Below are 14386 nucleotides of genomic sequence, written 5' to 3' on the forward strand. Positions count from 1 at the left end.
ACGCTGAGACGCGCTCGCCGACCGGCTCGCGTTTGCCTGGCTTGGGCGTGTCGTTGCGGAACAGCGCGGCCCCAGCCGTGGCTCGTTCCGGACGACGGACGTCTTCCAGTTCCTTGAAGACGGTTACGTCGATAAGATAGCCGTCGCCCGTGGGGACGACGCGGACCAGCGCCTGGCGGCGGATCGATTGCAGCGTGCTTTCCACCTTCTCGTAGGCGTCCGCTGAGTCGCCGCGCCAGGGCTCGAAGATCGTGGAGCCGACTTCCGGGAAAGTATCGATCCGCCCCTCGGTCAGCACTTCCCCTTCCTGCCGCACCCGCACTTCCCGATCGATCGTGAAGTCGTCATCCACCACGTCGACCACGGTATCCCAGAGGACGTCCTTATCTCCGGGGGGAACCCGCATGGGATTGGGGTTGGGCTGGTAGACCGGATTCGGTCCGAGCGCGCAGCCGCTGGCGAAGATCACCACGAGCGCGGAAATACATTGCCAACGCACCATGCGAAACGGCATCCCAGACCGTAGGAATTTGGGGGCGGTAGTGTGACGAGGCGGCCGGATGGCCGCAATGGCAGATTGAGTGTCTTCTTAAGCCCAGGGAAGGCCCTCGAAGGCGTAGCGATCTCCAACGACTTCGATGGCCTTCCCTGGGCTTGGCGCAACGAAACGTAGTCCATCGCCGCAACCGCAGTCGGAGTCTTCCCTCAACCGAATTGACCTTCTGCCAATTCGCCGGATTTGCCATACTTCGCGCGGACTGGGTTCCGTCCGGTGGTGCGCCGGCGTGAATCCGGATTGCGCCATGGATGGCCCGATGATTCAGTACAGCATATTGCTTCCGCAACGCGACGCGGTGGAAACCGTGGCCTGCCGGCTGACGGAACTCTGCGCCGTCTTGGCCGGGATGGGCGAACCCTTCGAACTGCTGTGCATCGACGATCACTCCGGCCCGCCCCACCGGGCCTGGCTCAAGCAACTATTGCTGGATAACCCGTGCCTGCGCGTACTGGAATTGCGCGAAGCCCGCGGACTCGATGCGGCGCTGGCGGCCGGCATCCGCCACGCGCGCGGCGCTGCGGTCGTGGCGCTTGAGGCGAGCGACCGGTACGATTTCCGCGACTTGCCGCGACTTGCCGAACGTCTGGCCCGGGCCGACCTGGTCTGGGGCTGCCGGCGCGGGCATCGCTTCGCGCGCTGGTGGCGCACACTAAGTCATCTGCCGCGAACCATTTTCTCCGGCAGTCTCGTGCGCGATCCCGAGTGCGTGTTTTGGGCGGCTCGGCGGGAACTGTTCACGAACTTCGCCTTCACGACCGGCTGGCATCGCTGGTTGCCGGAACTGGCGAGCGAGCAGGGCTATCGCGTCGCGGAATTACACGTGGCGCATCGTTGGCACGCCCGCGGCCCGGCGATCGAAACCGATTCGGCCTGGTCGTCCCTCTGGCCGTTTGCAAAACCATCGACCGCCGCGCCAACAGGCGACGCCATCGAACTCTCCGCGGACGAGAGCGGGCAACACCGCTTCGAAATCATCCGCATCGATCCGCCCCAACCCCTCTCCGCGCCAGGCCCGACTCAACCCGAATCGCCGCGCGACCGCCACCGACTCACGTAGGCGGAGTCCTTTTGTAAGGATTCACCACGGAGAGCACGGAGGGAAGGAAATCGTTTTGAACCGCGGAGGCGCTGAGACGCAGAGAAGGAAGAGGGATTGAGAGAAGGGAGAATTGAGGGAGGCCGGACCGAGTGAATGTTGATTTTATTGAAGGCCTTCACATTCGATTTGCCATCACCTTTGCCTCCCACACTGAAAACTGAACACTGAAAACTTCACACTCCTTCTCCTCTCCGTGTCCTCCGTGTCCTCCGTGGTGAAAAAACTGGAACGACCATGCCTGTGCAGCAGCCCTTGCGAGTTTTCTTTTCTGTCGGTGAGCCGAGCGGCGATTTGCATGGGGCGAATCTGATTCGCGAGCTGCGCGCTCAACACCCTGGCGTGGAGTGTGTCGGCTATGGCGGGCCGCAGATGGCCTCCGCAGGCTGCAACCTTCACACGGACCTCACGGCGTTCGCGGTGATGTGGTTCCTGAAGGTGTTGCTGAATTTGCACGTCTTCTACGCACTGCTCAAGCGGGCGGAAAAGTACTTTCGCGATGTCCGCCCCGACGCCGTGGTGTTGATCGATTACCCCGGCTTCAATTGGTGGATCGCCCGCAAAGCCAAGCAGCAGGGCATTCCCGTGTTCTATTACTCGCCGCCGCAGATCTGGGGCTGGGCGAGTTGGCGGATCAAAAAGATGCGGCGATTCGTGGACCACGTCCTCTGCGGCCTGCCGTTCGAGGAGGACTGGTTCCAGCGCCGCGGTTGCCGGGCCAAGTACGTGGGCCATCCGTTCTTCGACGAAGTCCGCCGGCGTCCGCCTGATGCGGAGTTTGTCGCGGACCAGCGCCGGCGTCCCGGTCGTCTCGTCACGCTATTGCCTGGATCGCGCACCCAAGAGGTACAACACAACCTGCATTGGTTTTTCAAAGCCGCGGAGTTGATCCGCGCGCAAGTACCCGACGCTCGCTTTGCCGTCGCCGCGTTCAAGCCGGCACACGCGGAGTTCGCCGAACAGCTGGCTGCAGCCGCGAAGCTGCCTGTGGAAGTGCATGTCGGCCGCACGCCGGAGCTGATCGCCGCCGCGGAGTGCTGCCTGTCGGTGTCCGGCTCCGTCTCGCTGGAGCTGCTGCACTACGAAAAGCCCACGGTGATTCTCTATTGGATCGCCGGGTACGCCTATCGCGCCCAGAAATACCTGCGTCGCGTGAAGTACATCACGCTGGTGAACCTGCTGAACGCCGAAGAGCTGTATCCTCGCGATCTTTCGCCGTACGATCCGAAACAGCCCGACGCCGATCGCGTGCTGTTCCCGGAATACCTGACGACGGAAGACCGCTCCGCCAACCTGGCGGCGCACATCGTCGAATGGCTCACGCAGCCCGAAAAACTACAGCAGCGCATCGCCGCCCTGCGTGAACTCAAACACCGCGTCGGCGAACCCGGCGCCTCGGCCAAGGCCGCCACCTACATCCTTAGCACGATCACCCAAACTCAATCAACCTCCACGCGCCAAGCCGCCTAACACAATCTCTCGCACCTGCTCTTTCCCCTCCGTGTCTCCGTGACTCCGTGGTGAATCCCCGGAACAGTGCCCTCAATAGTCCTTATCGTCCAGCAGCAACCCATCGTCGCGGTGCCCAAGCTGCCGGTAGACCTGCAAGTCGATCATATCCGACACAAATCGCACGGCGCCGTCGCCCAACAGAAAGTTCGCGCCGCCATCGTGCTCGCTGGCGAACCCGCCCACCCACAGCGGACCGCGCGCGGTCGGCGGTTGGCCATCGGCCAACGGATCCACGGCCGGCGCCGTAACCGTGGGCGCCTGAACCTCCGCCGGCTTCGTCTCAGTTACCGGTGCCTTCTCCTCGTCGCTCGCCGAATCTTCGGTGGTTAGCTCATCCGGCGTGGTCGCTTCCGCTTCGTCCTCCGATTCTGTCGGTCCAATCGGCAACGCGTCCAGGTCCAGCGATGTGAATCGATTGATGTTCTCTCCGCGCGCAAGCCGGACCTCCAACTCCGCCCAGTTCTCCGGGGACGCCTTGTAGCCGGACTGCATCGTTTGAGATGCATTGAGACGCGTACCAGTATTGCGAAGCGTGGCGCGAGTGCCTGAGGCCCAGCCCAGGTCGAAGGCCCCCGTATCGTCATCTTCCTGCAGCTTTTCGCCCAGGAAGAACGTGTGCGACGCGCCATCGCCGATCTCGCTCAAGCGCACGCCACTGTTGAGAAACAGCACGCCATGATTGGTAACGTCGATCGGCTGCTCCAGATCATGATGACAGCCGGCGTAGTCGCTTGTGCCCAGGGAAATTCCGCCGCCTCCGGCGCTTGACGACGACGGACAAACCAGCGTCGCCAGTCCCGCCATGCGCGGAGCGTGGTTCGCCTTGTCGTAAACGCTCTTGGAGAAGTCGAACGCGCGGTAGGTGTTCCGCTGGTCCATGTACGGCAATACGCGCACGATCCAACTATAGTGCTCGCCCGGCGGACGGCTTTGAATCGGCCCCGTGGCGTTCGTCGTGCCGGACGGCAGCGATTCGAACGCCGACTCGTACTGCGCGAGCGCGAGCCCCAATTGCGCCAGGTTGTTCGCGCATTGAGCGCGGCGGCCCACCTCGCGCGTCTTTTGCAGCGCAGGCAGCAACAAGGCGACCAGAATGCCAATGATCGCGATCACGACCAGCAATTCCACCAACGTAAAACCGCGGAGACGGAGCCTGCTCATGGCGCGGACCTGTCGGAAGTAGTTGAAGGGTTCCAAAGAATTTCCAGGCGAAATTGCTGCCTTCGCCAAGCGTCTTCATCGAGCGGGTAAGTAGCGAGCACGATAACCCGGCGCTGTTCCGGCTGCTCGGCGACGTCGGCGATCTCGATCCGCACTTCCGCCCGGTCGCGCCCGCCGAGTTCCTCGGCAGGAACTTGCCAGGTCTCGCCGGAATAGCCGGCATCGCGACTGAAACGCGCTTGGGCCAACTCCAGTCCAGCCGTGGCGAGATACTCCGCCTGCAGCCGCGCGGCCGCGCGGCGCGATTCCGCTCGGGCCGCCAGATTGGTTTGCATCGCCAACGTCATCGCCACGCCGAAGACCATCAGAATCACCAGCACGATCAGCACGGCAACGCCGTTTTTGCTGCTACGCGGGCGGCTATTCATCGCGCACCTCCCGCCGCGCGGCAGCGACAAAACGATGCGACCGCAGCGCGGCTTCGTCGTCCTGTTTGATCGGTTGCGGGCCATGCCAGCGTCGTTGCCACACGCAGATTACGGCTTGCCCGGGCTCGACGGAGCGAACAAAGCGCATCGCATCTAAATCCGGCAGACGATACAACTCCGTTTGTCGCACTTCATCGCCGTTGCGCAACAGCCTCTCGACGCCGGAAACGCCGACCACGTATTCCACTCGCTCGTCGCCGGGCAACGTCAGTTGCAGCCGCGCAGGCGTCGTGTCGGCGGCGCTCACGTCGATCGCCACGGCCTCATGCACATCCCGCCGTAACGCGGCGGCGAACCGCGTAGTGACTTGCGCTTCGTGATACGTGGATCTCTGCCGCCCGGTGTGCATCACCAGCGAAGCGAGTAGCATCGCGGCGGCGCTGAGCAGCACGGTGAGGATGGAGATCACGATCGCCATTTCCAGCAACGAAGTGCCGCGCCGCTTCATGGGTTGCCTCCCGGGCCGAAGACCCAGCCAACCAGTCGCACCGGCGCCGCTGGCTCGCCGCTCGCATGTTCCCAGGTGATTTGCAACTCGATGCGCCGCCCCGCGGCCGGCGCAGTCACCTCTGTGGCGGTCGCCTGCAATGTTCCATGCGGAAGCCACGCGGAGGACTCCGTCGATATGCGCAGTGCTTCCAGCGTTTCCGCCGTCAACTCAGATGGCATCTGCGCGGTGAGTTGCTCCATGAGGTTCGCGGCCTCTTGCTGCGCCACCTGCCGCCGCCAGACTTCACGACGCTCCCGGGCATCCCAGGCAAAAAGCTGCGCGGCGAGCCCCATCACCACCATCAGCATGCCAGCCGCGACCACGCACTCCAACAACGTGAAGCCGCGCGCGGAACGCCGTCGGCGGGGACGACGTTGCCCATGCATCGGAAAGTGCGCGGTATTCATCGAGTGAACGCCTCCTTCGTAATCAGCTCGATCAGCGGCATCATGCCGGCAACCACGATGAATCCCACGACCAGGCCAATCGCCAGAATGGCAAACGGCCAGACGAATTGCAAAGCCACCTGCAGCCGGTAGCCTCGCCGGCGATCCTGGCTTTCGGCCAACGCCCGCAGTGCCCAGGGAAGATTTCCCACCCGTTCCGCGGCGTCCAACACCGCGGCGTCGGCGGCGTTGACGATCCCGCAGCGCGCCCAGGGTTGCCAACCGATCGCTCCGCCATACATTGCCTCGGCGACTTTCTTCAATCGCATCCGAACGGATCGCGCCGGATAGCTCTTCGCCAACGCGTCGAGCGCAAGAGGCAGCGGTTGATTGCGTTCTACCACGCCAGCCAGCGCTCGCAGCAGCGATGGCGTGTGCCGGCGACGCAACCATCCTCCTAACCATGGCACGTCGAACTGCGCGAATGCGATCAGCAAGAACGCGAGTGGCGCGAGCACTATCAATGCCAGCAAGGTGAACATGAGCACGGTCGGCGCCATCCTGCTATAGCGAATGAGGTCTTGCGTCACTTGAGGAAGTTTTGCATCGAAGTCCCAAAAGATTTTTTCAAGTGCGGGAATGACGAAATACATGAACCAAGCCGTCATGCCAACCGTAATGGCCAGCAACTGTGCGAGGTAGATGCTCCGCGTACCCAACTCTTGCCAGAACGGCCGCTTCAGGTTGGCAACTCGCGCTGCTTCCCGCAACGCGCCGGGCAGGTCGCCGCAGGCTGTGCCAACACAGACCGCGGCGGCGCCGTCGGGCGTCAGCAGTCCTCCCAAGACCCCCTGGTCTTGAGCCAGCGCGACGCTCAACGATTGCCCGGCCTGCAACCGCTGTGCAAATCGCAGGACGCGCCAACGATATCCGCCCCGGCATTCTCCGGCGAATGCCGACACGCTGCCAGCCAGCGGCATCTTCCGAGCCATGGTGAGCGCCATGATCCACACCAACGTCTCACGATCCAACCGCCGTCGCGCGACGCCGTCGAAAATCATCACCGTGATGACCAGGATCAATGCCAGCACATTGACATTGAAAAACGCGATCAAGGCGAGCAGGCAAAGCACGTTCGCCACGAGACGCATCAGCAAGACTGAGAAGGACCACGCGCTGTTGGTCGACCGCAACTCGCACCACCGCGCCAGCAGAAACAGCCCCACGCTCAACAGCGCCAGCACGCAACCAATCGCCATGATGATCAGCAGGTTGGTCATGGGGGAGGTAGGTGGTAGGTGGAGTAGGTGAAGTAGGTAGTAGGTGAAGTAGGCGAGGCCTACGCCAACGTCTCCAACAACTCGATCAACGGCAACATCATCGCGATGACGATCAGGCCGAAAAAGAAGAGCGCGATGGTCAGGCCCAATGCCGGCGCGATCATCGCGGTAAACGTCAATTGGCCGACCGCGCGCGCTTCGTACATTTCTCCGGCCAGCAGCAGGGCTTCCCCCAGGCTGTTCTGGTCTTCGCCCCAGGCAATCACTTGCGCCAGCCCGGCCGGCAACGAACGATCGGCGGCCAGGCGCGCGCCAAGCGGTTTTCCCGCCAAGAGCGCGGTGACGACTTGCCCGACCGAACGGCGCAACTCGGGATCACCGGTCGCGCCTGCCGAGAGGTGCAACGCGTCCGGAAGTGGAACGGAGTGTCGCACCAACAGTGCCGCCAGCCGCGTAAACTGCGCCAGCACGGTGAATCGCCACAGTCGCCCAATGAGCGGCAAGCGATAGGCGAGTCGCCGGCGAAAGGCGCTCCGCGATCCCAGTAACAACAGCGCCCACGTCGCCGCCAACGCGGCCGCGGCGCCCACGATGAAATACGCGACGCCGCTGGAGACCATCAGCACGCCTTGGGTCAGGGGCGGGAGCGCTCTGCTGAATTCTTCGAACATGTCGCGAAATTGGCTGATCACAAACCGTTCCATCAGCACCAACGCAACCATGCAGACGATTACCAGCAGTCCCGGGTAGATCAGCAGATTGCGCATCCGCCGCTGCAACTCGCCCAGCCGCGCGCGGTTGTGCAGATGTTCTTCGACGACTTCGACGAAGCGCCCCGACTTGATTCCTGCCAACAACAACGCCCGCACCGATGGTGGCACCAGCGGCCCGAGTTGATCGAGCGCTTCGCACAAACTCTTGCCGCCTTCGAGTTGTCCGGCCAGTTCACCGAGCGCGCGACGCAGACGCGCGCTCGGTTGCTCAGCCCCGAGCGCCCGCAGCCCGGCCGGCAACGGCAATCCGCGTTCCGCCAATTGCGCAATCTGCCGCACTAATTCTGCGGAGTCTTCGTCCGAGAGCTGTTGTCCAAACCAGACGCGCCGCGGCTTCTCATCCCTTGCGGAGGAATCCCACGGCGACTTGGGCGTTTGGATGGACATGCGGCAATTGTTCGGATGCGGAGCGAAAGGAGACTATGGAGTTACTTCATTTCACAATCTGCTGGAGCAACTGCGTCCAAGGGTACACGACTAACAACATCAGCGCGGCAGTGACGCCGCCGCCAACCAATGCCGTCAACAAGCTGGGCAGACAAATCTTCGCCAGCTCGGCGTTGGCCACGGCGCGATGTTGGTACGTTTCCGCCGCGTGGCGCATCGATCGGCCGAGCGTCTGGTTCGCGGCGGCGCTGCCCATCAACCAACGGAGCAGCGGCGTGAACGCGCCTTCGTCCGCGCAGACTTCGGCGAGCGGCCGGCCGGCTTCAATCGCCGCCGCGCCGGCGAGCGCATCGGCTTTCAGGCGAGGATCTACCGTCGCCTCGGCGGCGAGGCGCAAGCTCTCCCCCAGCGGCACGCCGTTCTCCACCAGCAGCGCCAGTTGATCGGAGAAATGGGCTCGCCGCGCATTGTCGATCGCCGCGCGCACCCAAGGCAAGCAGCGAAACACCGCCGTGCGCCACCCGCCGCGGACAATCCCGGCGCCGGAGACCGCGCTCCACAGCAAAAGGATCAGCGCGACGACTGCCGGGATCGCGATCCACCACCCGATCCGGCGTTCCGACCACGCCTCAAAAAAGCGCATCCAGCCGGGAATCTCATGGTGACTGTCGCGCATCCACGCCACCATCGCGCTCAGGACGTCCGCCAGAAGCGGAATCTGCAGCAAGCCGACGCAGACGATGATCGTGGGATAGATCAAACTCAATCCGACGGCGCGGCGCAACTCGGTCATCCGCCGCGCGGCGAGCGCCACGCCTTCCAGCGCCTCGGCCAATCGTCCCGAGCGCACACCCGCGCGGAGCGCAGCGCGAAACACGGCCGGCGCGCGCAACTTAGGATCGTCGAGCGCCTGTTCCAACGAGTGGCCTGCGGCGAGTTGCCGGCTGACCGACTCGGTGAGTTCCGCGGGGCGTCGTGGCAGATCGCGTGCCAGCCGGACCAGTCCCGGCTCTAACGGCACGCGCGCCCGGACCAGCGCCGCGAGCTCTTCGTAGAGCGCGGCGAAATCTTCAACCTGGCTAGCGGAGTGCGGGGGCATGCGCGATCCAGCGGGCGGCTCCCGCTAGAAGTTAACTGCCGCTCTCAGCAGCGCCGGCGCGACGCCAGCCAAGCACACGGCGAACTTCCTCCGGTGAGGTGACGCCGCTCTCGACTAGCGCTAGCGAGCGCTGCCAACGATCGATCAGTCCGCACTCTTTCGCTCGCGCCTCCAGCCGCGCCGCGTCCTCGCGCGCGAGGATTCCCGAGCCGAGCAAACTGTCTCCCGGCACGATCATTTCCGCGACGAGCGCGCGACCCGCGTAGCCTGTCTGGCGACAGGCGTCGCATCCTTGAGGAAGCGAAAACCGGCGGACCGGCAATCCCAGAGCCTGTTCCGTATCGTGTCCTGGCCGCGCACAGCCGCAAAGCCGGCGGACCAGACGTTGGTTAACGATAGCCAAAACGCCGCTGCGTAGCAAATATGGCTCCAGCTCCATTTCCAAAAGTCGGCTGATCGCGCTCACCGCGCTGCCGGCGTGAAACGTGCTCAGCACCAAATGCCCCGTCAGCGCGGCCTGAAACGCGGTCCGCGCGGTCAAGGCGTCGCGAATCTCGCCGATCAGCATCACCTCGGGATCTTGTCGGAGCATAAACCGCAACGCTTCGGCAAGGTCCAAGCCCGCGTGCTCGTTCACTTGCGTCTGCGCGACCCCCGCCACGGCGACCTCGATCGGATCCTCGACCGACACCAGGTTCCGCGCATCGCCATGCCGGGCGCGCAGCTCGCGCAGACAGGCATAGGCGGTGGTCGTTTTGCCGCTACCTGCCGGGCCGGTAATCAGAATCGCCCCGGAATTCTCCGCCAGCAACTCGGACAAGCGCACCGCGATGTCTTCCGGCAAGCGCAAATCGTCGAGCCGCAACAGCCGATCTTCCGTATTGAACAGCCGCACGACCGCCTTTTCGCCGAACAGCGTGGGAAACGTGCTCAGCCGCAGATCCAGCGTTGCTCCCTCCACCGTCGATTCCGCAGCCCTCGGCGCGCGAATCCGTCCTTCTTGCGGCACATCCGTCCGATACGTCAGCAAATCGGCCAGCACCTTGAGCCGCGCCACGACCTGCGCCGCAGCCGCCGCCGGATACACGCCGACCACCTGGAGCACGCCGTCCAGCCGCCAGCGCAGTTGCAAGCCATCCTGCGTGGGCTGCAAATGGAGATCACTTGCTCGGGCTTCCCGCGCGGCGGCCAGCAAGGCCTCGACAAACAACACCGCGTACTCCGGATGCGTGACCGGAAGGGCGCTGAGCTGTTGATGAAGTTGCGCGATGGACACGAGTGATTTGGCGGAACGCTAGCTCGCGTCGTCTTGCTCCACCCCTTTGATTGACTTCAGAAAGTCATCCATCGAAGCAAACCGGTCGACCGGGTTGCGGGCGATGCACTTCATGATCGCTTTGCCCAGCGTGGGATGGATCGTGGGCCGGGCGCGGGCGATATCCTTCGGCTCGAAGTTGGCGTGTTGCATCGCCGCTTGTCCCGTCACGCCACGTTCCCAGGGGAGATCGTAGGTAAACATCTCGTAGGCCGTGACGCCGAACGAGAAGATATCCACCCGTTGGTCCGTGCCCTGCCTTTTGACAATCTCCGGCGCCATGTAATTCGGCGTCCCGGTCCGGTTGCCCGGCTGCATGAACTCTTTGGTAGCCGGCAGCGTCAGGCCGAAGTCGATCAGCTTGAGTTCCGTCACTTCGGCCGTCGTCGCCATCAGATTCCGCGGGCAGATATCGCGGTGGATGTAGCCGGCCTTGTGAACCGCGGCGACCGCTTCGGCCGCCTGGCGCGTGAGCGTCAGCCGCTTGCCTTCCATCAGCGGACTCCGCGCGATCAACAGAGAGTTGAGTCCCGGCCCGCCGATGAACTCCATCACCAGAAACTGCTCTCCGCGCGTCGTAATTCCATACTCCAGCGTCTTCACGATCCGCGGATGCGCGATCGCCGTGGCGATTTCCCCTTCGGGCGGTCGCTTCAATCCGCGCAGGCGCTCCTCGAACGCCGCGGTCTTCTCCTTGTCCAGGATCTTCAAGCCGACGATCTCGCCGGTCTGGCGATCGCGGACCATGTTGAAGCTGGACATCGTGCCGGAGATCGCTTCGCGCAGAAACTCGAACCGCTTCTGCACATCGACCTTACCGCCGGACAGGGCCTTTTTGAAACTATCGAGCAAACCCATGGGCGCGATCTCGAGCGCGGAGTCGTGGAAGAGAACAATCGCGATGACCGCACTGCCGATGCCGACTACCGACCACAATAGTCAATCGTTCGCGCGATCTCTGATTTAAGATCGCAGCGCCGGACGATCCGGTCAATGAAGCCGTGCTGCAACAGGAATTCGCTGGTTTGAAAACCCTTGGGAAGCGGCGTCCGGATAGTGGCTTCGATGGTCCGCGGCCCGGCGAAACCGATCAAAGCCTTGGGCTCGGCGAAGATCAGATCCCCCAGCGAAGCGAAACTCGCGGCCACGCCCCCCATCGTCGGGTTGGTCAGCACGGAGATAAACAGCCCGCCGACTTCATGAAACCGAGCCAGCGCTGCCGAAACCTTCGCCATCTGCATCAGCGACAGGATGCCTTCGTGCATCCGGGCCCCACCGCCGGACCCGGAAATCACGATCAGCGGCAGTCGTTGTTCCGTGGCTCGTTCGATGGTTCGGGCAAGCTTCTCGCCGACGACCGAGCCCATGCTTCCCATGATGAACGCCGAATCGGTCACCCCGAACGCCACGCGCCGGGCGCGGACCATGCCGGTGCCGACTAACGCCGCGTCGCGCAGCCCAGTTCGGGCTTGCTCAGCGGCCAGGCGTTCTCGGTAGGGCTTCTTGTCGACGAAATCGAGTGGATCGGTCGGCTCCAATTCCATGAACCATTCTTCGAAGGTGCCGTCGTCCAACACCTGTCGCACACGATCCCGGGCGGAAACGTACCAGTGGTAGTCGCACTCCGGGCAGACGTCGAGGCGCTTCTCGATGTCGCGCTTGAAGATCGTTTGCTGGCAACCCGGGCAGCGGCGCCACAGCCCTTCGGGCACGCCACGTTTCGGACGTCGTGTCGTCATAGGGGTCGTAGCGACATCAAGATTGCCGGTCGACATGGAGACATCCCGGCCGGGCGGACGCCCGACGCATGGTCGCTGAAATCAAAATCGGCGTGAAATGAACGAGGCCGCTAGGCAAGGCCGCCGGCACGTGGAACGCCCTTTAAGGTATGCGAATCGAGGGGGGTTAGGCAATGCCGCCATGGCAATGTTCCTCATGGCAAGCGGCCTCCGCAACCTTTCTTTCCCCCAATTAGAAGGGCCTTGGGCCACTAAACGCTAAACCGGATATGCAAAATATCCGCCTCTTTCACGACATAATCCTTCGGTTCCTGGCGCAGCAGGTTTTGGGCTTTCACTTCCCGCTCGCTGCCCAGGCGGATCAGGTCCGCGGCGGCCATGGTTTCGGAGCGGATGAAGCCGCGGGCGAGGTCGCTGTGGATGTTGTCGGCGGCTTCCAGGGCCGTTCCGCCACGACGCAATAACCAACTGCGGACTTCTTTTTCGCCGGCGGTGAAATAAAGGATTTGGCCGGAGGCCTCCAAGACCTGCCGCAGCACGTCGTTTTTGCGCGGCCCCGTCAGTTGGTATTCTTTTTCGATCTCGGCCCGATCTTCCGGCGACATCCGCGCCAATTCCAGTTCCAGCCCGATCGGCGCCGCGGTGATCTGGCGCTTGGCGTTGCTGGCGGCGGCGTATTTGGCCGCATCCGTGGCGTCGTCGGCCAGGTTGCAGATCACCAGTTGCGGCTTTTCGCTCAGCAGACGGAAACTTCGCGTCGCCTTGCGCTGGTCCTCAGTCATCTGCGCGTCAGCGATGGGCGTGCTGGCCTCCAGGGCCTGCATCACGACTTCGAGGGCGGACAACTCGGCCAGTTCCTGGTCGCGGCTGGGGCGCGGCTTTTTGACCGATTCCCGGAGCCGTTCCATGCGGCCGGAGACGATCTCCATATCGGCCAGCAGGAAGTCTTCCTGGATCCGCTCGGCGTCCAGCAGCGCTTCGCCGCCGTCGTGGGCCGCGGTCACAATCACCAGGCAGCCGGCTTCACGAATCACGGCCAGCCGGGCGGCGTTCCCCTCGTGTTTGCGATTCAGCCCGGGCGTATCGACGAATTCCAGCGACGCCAGCGTGATCTTCTTCGGGCTGTAGACCGCGCACAGCGGCTCGATCCGCGAGTCCGGCACGGCCGCCATGGCACTCTGTCCGACGTGTCCCAAGGCGAGATCCGGCGCGACGCCGGTGAGCCACTCGAACAGCGTGCTTTTTCCGGAACCTTGATAGCCGACGATGCCAATCTTCATACGACCTCGATGCCAAAGACAGCGGCCGGACGGGGGGAATAGCCGCTCTGCCGCTCGAAAACGGAGGGTCTGTTCTAACGTCTGGCGGGCCAAGGTTCCAGCCGCCCAGGACTTGCCGCATTGAGGCGGTTCGGGCGTCAGGTCAGGAACGATTCTCGCGAAGTTGCGGATCGCGCCGCGATTTGTCGGTTGTGCGGGCCGACGACCAAGATTCGCCACGCCAGGACGGCGTCCTTCGGGATGCCGAAGCACGTCTTAAGCTACCTTTGCCAAGGACTTGCAGCGAGTTCGAGGCGATCAGCCGCCTCGCGCGGGCTGGTCCTTGATCACGCACGGTCACTCCGGACGTACAGCGTGGTCTGCAGCCCAGCGCCTCCGCTCCGGAAAAAGGCAGGTTCGCAATGCAAACTACCGAGCGTGTCATTCTGCATGTCGACGACGACCGGCTGATGACGGAAATCATCCGCGAGCGCCTGGATGCGCATGGCTGCCGTGTAATTCCGATCAACGATCCGACGAGCATCATCGACGTCTTGGTGCGGAACAATTGCCGCGTCGTGCTGCTGGACGTCCAGATGCCCCAGGCAAACGGTCTCGAGATCAAGCAATACGACGGCGGCGTGATGGTCATTATGCTGACCGGCCTGGTGTCGATGACTTCAGTGCTGGAGTCGATGCGACGTGGCGCCGAGGCCTGTTTCTTCAAGCCCCTGCATGACGTCGAGCCGCTGGTGCAATCGCTCGATGCGGCCTTTCAGAAAATCGACCACTGGTGGAATACCCTGCAAGACCTCACCAGTCGACGCCGCGATGAAAAGTTG

15 protein-coding genes are annotated in these 14386 nt (G+C 63.3%); 3 read left to right on the forward strand and 12 right to left on the reverse strand.

What is annotated here, in order from left to right; all coding sequences use genetic code 11:
• On the reverse strand, positions 1 to 514 hold a 514-nt coding region (locus tag SGJ19_26730; GenBank protein MDZ4783859.1), incomplete at its 3' end, for a hypothetical protein.
• A 289-nt stretch (positions 515 to 803) separates the two neighbouring features.
• On the opposite strand from SGJ19_26730, the gene SGJ19_26735 reads away from it, so the two are divergent.
• On the forward strand, positions 804 to 1616 hold the full coding sequence (locus SGJ19_26735; GenBank protein MDZ4783860.1) for a glycosyltransferase: 813 nt from the start codon (positions 804 to 806) through the stop codon (positions 1614 to 1616).
• A 276-nt stretch (positions 1617 to 1892) separates the two neighbouring features.
• On the forward strand, positions 1893 to 3125 hold the full coding sequence (gene lpxB / locus SGJ19_26740) for a lipid-A-disaccharide synthase (protein MDZ4783861.1): 1233 nt from the start codon (positions 1893 to 1895) through the stop codon (positions 3123 to 3125).
• 72 nt (positions 3126 to 3197) lie between these two features.
• Here the strand turns inward: lpxB and SGJ19_26745 are convergent, their stop codons facing one another.
• The 11 genes from SGJ19_26745 to SGJ19_26795 all read right to left on the reverse strand — a co-directional run bounded on the left by SGJ19_26745 (position 3198) and on the right by SGJ19_26795 (position 13565).
• A complete protein-coding gene (locus tag SGJ19_26745) occupies positions 3198 to 4328 on the reverse strand; it encodes a DUF1559 domain-containing protein (protein ID MDZ4783862.1) in 1131 nt (376 codons plus the stop codon).
• Positions 4325 to 4756 (reverse strand): hypothetical protein, encoded by a 432-nt coding sequence (locus SGJ19_26750; protein MDZ4783863.1) that lies wholly within the window; start codon positions 4754 to 4756, stop codon positions 4325 to 4327. The genes SGJ19_26745 and SGJ19_26750 overlap by 4 nt, the downstream gene beginning before the upstream one ends.
• Positions 4749 to 5264: a prepilin-type N-terminal cleavage/methylation domain-containing protein gene (locus SGJ19_26755; protein ID MDZ4783864.1), complete on the reverse strand. Its 516-nt coding sequence runs from the start codon at positions 5262 to 5264 to the stop codon at positions 4749 to 4751. The genes SGJ19_26750 and SGJ19_26755 overlap by 8 nt, the downstream gene beginning before the upstream one ends.
• Positions 5261 to 5713: a prepilin-type N-terminal cleavage/methylation domain-containing protein gene (locus tag SGJ19_26760; protein MDZ4783865.1), complete on the reverse strand. Its 453-nt coding sequence runs from the start codon at positions 5711 to 5713 to the stop codon at positions 5261 to 5263. The genes SGJ19_26755 and SGJ19_26760 overlap by 4 nt, the downstream gene beginning before the upstream one ends.
• A complete protein-coding gene (locus SGJ19_26765; protein MDZ4783866.1) occupies positions 5710 to 6972 on the reverse strand; it encodes a type II secretion system F family protein in 1263 nt (420 codons plus the stop codon). The genes SGJ19_26760 and SGJ19_26765 overlap by 4 nt, the downstream gene beginning before the upstream one ends.
• Positions 6973 to 7031: 59 nt before the next feature.
• Complete coding sequence (locus SGJ19_26770; GenBank protein ID MDZ4783867.1) at positions 7032 to 8132, reverse strand: type II secretion system F family protein; 1101 nt, start codon at positions 8130 to 8132, stop codon at positions 7032 to 7034.
• Between the two features lie 46 nt (positions 8133 to 8178).
• Positions 8179 to 9231 (reverse strand): type II secretion system F family protein, encoded by a 1053-nt coding sequence (locus SGJ19_26775; GenBank protein ID MDZ4783868.1) that lies wholly within the window; start codon positions 9229 to 9231, stop codon positions 8179 to 8181.
• A 31-nt stretch (positions 9232 to 9262) separates the two neighbouring features.
• Positions 9263 to 10507 carry an ATPase, T2SS/T4P/T4SS family gene (locus SGJ19_26780; protein ID MDZ4783869.1) on the reverse strand — a complete coding sequence of 415 codons (1245 nt, stop codon included), beginning with the start codon at positions 10505 to 10507 and terminating at the stop codon, positions 9263 to 9265.
• An 18-nt stretch (positions 10508 to 10525) separates the two neighbouring features.
• Positions 10526 to 11404 carry a serine/threonine-protein kinase gene (locus SGJ19_26785; protein ID MDZ4783870.1) on the reverse strand — a complete coding sequence of 293 codons (879 nt, stop codon included), beginning with the start codon at positions 11402 to 11404 and terminating at the stop codon, positions 10526 to 10528.
• 65 nt (positions 11405 to 11469) lie between these two features.
• Positions 11470 to 12285, reverse strand: coding sequence for an acetyl-CoA carboxylase, carboxyltransferase subunit beta (gene accD, locus SGJ19_26790; protein ID MDZ4783871.1), 816 nt, complete (start codon positions 12283 to 12285; stop codon positions 11470 to 11472).
• Between the two features lie 251 nt (positions 12286 to 12536).
• On the reverse strand, positions 12537 to 13565 hold the full coding sequence (locus SGJ19_26795) for a DUF933 domain-containing protein (protein ID MDZ4783872.1): 1029 nt from the start codon (positions 13563 to 13565) through the stop codon (positions 12537 to 12539).
• A 401-nt stretch (positions 13566 to 13966) separates the two neighbouring features.
• On the opposite strand from SGJ19_26795, the gene SGJ19_26800 reads away from it, so the two are divergent.
• Positions 13967 to 14386: response regulator (locus SGJ19_26800; GenBank protein ID MDZ4783873.1), on the forward strand; the 420-nt coding region annotated here is incomplete at its 3' end.

It is taken from the genome of Planctomycetia bacterium (genome assembly GCA_034440135.1).
Classification (GTDB): domain Bacteria; phylum Planctomycetota; class Planctomycetia; order Pirellulales; family JALHLM01; genus JALHLM01.

Bases quoted from the DNA above. Each gene is read 5' to 3' on its own strand.
- SGJ19_26735 (MDZ4783860.1), top strand. From the start codon at position 804: ATGGATGGCCCGATGATTCAGTACAGCATATTGCTTCCGCAACGCGAC.
- lpxB (MDZ4783861.1), top strand. From the start codon at position 1,893: ATGCCTGTGCAGCAGCCCTTGCGAGTTTTCTTTTCTGTCGGTGAGCCG.
- SGJ19_26745 (MDZ4783862.1), bottom strand. From the start codon at position 4,328: ATGAGCAGGCTCCGTCTCCGCGGTTTTACGTTGGTGGAATTGCTGGTC.
- SGJ19_26750 (MDZ4783863.1), bottom strand. From the start codon at position 4,756: ATGAATAGCCGCCCGCGTAGCAGCAAAAACGGCGTTGCCGTGCTGATC.
- SGJ19_26755 (MDZ4783864.1), bottom strand. From the start codon at position 5,264: ATGAAGCGGCGCGGCACTTCGTTGCTGGAAATGGCGATCGTGATCTCC.
- SGJ19_26760 (MDZ4783865.1), bottom strand. From the start codon at position 5,713: ATGAATACCGCGCACTTTCCGATGCATGGGCAACGTCGTCCCCGCCGA.
- SGJ19_26765 (MDZ4783866.1), bottom strand. From the start codon at position 6,972: ATGACCAACCTGCTGATCATCATGGCGATTGGTTGCGTGCTGGCGCTG.
- SGJ19_26770 (MDZ4783867.1), bottom strand. From the start codon at position 8,132: ATGTCCATCCAAACGCCCAAGTCGCCGTGGGATTCCTCCGCAAGGGAT.
- SGJ19_26775 (MDZ4783868.1), bottom strand. From the start codon at position 9,231: ATGCCCCCGCACTCCGCTAGCCAGGTTGAAGATTTCGCCGCGCTCTAC.
- SGJ19_26785 (MDZ4783870.1), bottom strand. From the start codon at position 11,404: ATGGGTTTGCTCGATAGTTTCAAAAAGGCCCTGTCCGGCGGTAAGGTC.
- accD (MDZ4783871.1), bottom strand. From the start codon at position 12,285: ATGACGACACGACGTCCGAAACGTGGCGTGCCCGAAGGGCTGTGGCGC.
- SGJ19_26795 (MDZ4783872.1), bottom strand. From the start codon at position 13,565: ATGAAGATTGGCATCGTCGGCTATCAAGGTTCCGGAAAAAGCACGCTG.